The 1,928-nt window shown below is 70.1% G+C and carries 2 protein-coding genes and 1 pseudogene; 2 read left to right on the top strand and 1 reads right to left on the bottom strand.

The window, feature by feature from the left end; all coding sequences use genetic code 11:
• Positions 1-58: 58 nt before the first annotated feature.
• Positions 59-826, bottom strand: a complete 768-nt coding sequence (gene map / locus G6048_RS47940) for a type I methionyl aminopeptidase (protein WP_165345874.1) — start codon at positions 824-826, stop codon at positions 59-61.
• A gap of 61 nt (positions 827-887) precedes the next feature.
• Between map and G6048_RS47945 the strand changes: the two genes are divergently transcribed.
• The gene (locus G6048_RS47945; protein ID WP_165345875.1) at positions 888-1,139 is read left to right on the top strand and encodes a helix-turn-helix domain-containing protein; all 252 of its coding nucleotides are present in this window, start codon (positions 888-890) and stop codon (positions 1,137-1,139) included.
• A gap of 173 nt (positions 1,140-1,312) precedes the next feature.
• A pseudogene (locus G6048_RS47950) lies at positions 1,313-1,928 on the top strand (hypothetical protein); the annotation flags it as partial.

Genomic DNA, 1,928 nt, shown 5'->3' on the forward strand with positions numbered 1-1,928 from the left:
GTTTCGGGAAGGGGCGGGGCTGGGGAAAGGAACCGCCACGACGGGTCGCCCATGGCCCTCAGCGAGCCGTAAGGACCCGTGGGCCGGAGTCCGTGATGGCCACCGTGTGCTCGGCGTGGGCCGCACGGGAGCCGTCGTTGGTTCGGAGGGTCCAGCCATCCGGGGCTGCGTGGTACTCGTCCGCGCCGGAGGCGATGAGCATGGGCTCGATCGCCAGGACCATGCCGTGGCGGAGAGGGAGCCCGCGGCCGGGACGGCCCTCGTTCGGGACCGGAGGATCCTCGTGCATGCGGCGCCCGATGCCGTGGCCACCGAAGCCGTCGGGAATGCCGTAGCCCGCGCGGCGGCACACCGTGCCGATGGCGTGGGCGATGTCGCCGATGCGGTTGCCGACGACGGCCGCCTCGATGCCCGCCGCCAGCGCGCGCTCGGCGGTCTCGATGAGGCGCAGGTCGTCGGGGCGGGGCCGGCCCACGACGAAACTGATCGCCGAGTCGCCGACCCAGCCCCCCAGTTCGGCACCGAAGTCGGCGGAGACCAGGTCACCGTCGCGCAGTCGGTAACCGGTCGGGACGCCGTGCACGATCGCGTCGTTCACCGAGGTGCACAGGACCGCCGGGAAGGGCGTGGGGGCGAAGGAAGGCCGATAACCGAGGAAGGGGGAGCCGGCGCCCGCGCCGCGCAGGACGTCGTGGGCGACCTCGTCCAGTTCCAGCAGCGAGACGCCCACGGCAGCGGCCTTCCGTACCGCCGTGAGGGCCTGGCCCACGACCTGGCCCGCTTCGTACATCGCGTCGATCGACGTGTCCGTCTTCAGTTCAACCATGCCAATTACTATACCGCTTGACGCCTATTAATATAACGCTCACCGGTATTAGTATGGGGGCATGGTACGCACCCCCTTGACCCCCGAAGAGCGTGAACGCGGCGAGCGGCTCGGCCAGTTGCTGCGCGAGGCCCGCGGCGGTCGCAGCATGGCGGAGGTCGCCGCCAGCGCGGGCCTCTCCGCCGAGACGCTCCGCAAGATCGAGACCGGCCGCGCTCCGACCCCCGCCTTCTTCACCGTGGCGGCACTGGCCGGAGTGCTGGGTCTGTCTATGGACGAGATCGTGGGGAGGTGCGCGCCGGCGGAGGTGTAGCGTCCTTCGCGTATACGGGACTTGCCGGCCTCCGAAGCCGAATCGCGCACGTCAAGTTCCGAGTTGGACGGAGTACTCTGCGTCCGGTCCGAAAACCTCTCGTAGCGCATCCGTAACATGAATGGTGTTTTCTACCGGAACGGAGTACTCCAGGTCGGCGTGGGGTGAACGCAATGGCGGTGGAACAACTCCCGGGGCAGGTGCGGGAGTTCGCGCAGTATCTCAAGGGACTGCTGACCCGGCTCGACCAGGGCGGCGGGTGGTGCGGTGTGTTCTGGCAGCGCGATCCCGACGGAATGCGGGCCTGCATGGACGGCTGGGAAGTGCCGCCCTGGGACGTCGTGGAGGCGTTGCTCCAGGACCTCGCGGTCGCATACGGCGACCGGGCCGCCGCCCAGGAGACCGAGCGGGCGCGCGCTTTGCACCAGGCCTCACTCGCCGCGTACGACGCCCGGCCCGGCGGCCGGGACGCCCTCGGCGACCGCCTCGACGTGATGCTCCGCGAACAGCGCTACGCCGCCGAACGCCAGGCGGACCTGACCCACGCCCTGCGCACCGCCGCCTCCCGCGACGAGGCCGACTCCATACGCCTCGACCTGGCCTGGGCCCGCGACGACCACGAACGCGCCACCGCCCGCTGCGCCGAAATCCAGTCCCGCATGGACGAGTTGAACCGCCGGACGACGGGCGGCCAGGCGATGACCATCCCTCCGGGGGACGGCGGGGGCGTGGTCTGGGTCGATGAGGTGTGCGCACGCGTTTCGGAACTGTTGCTTCAACTTTTAACCA

The organism is Streptomyces ureilyticus (assembly GCF_011045025.1).
GTDB lineage: Bacteria > Actinomycetota > Actinomycetes > Streptomycetales > Streptomycetaceae > Streptomyces > Streptomyces ureilyticus.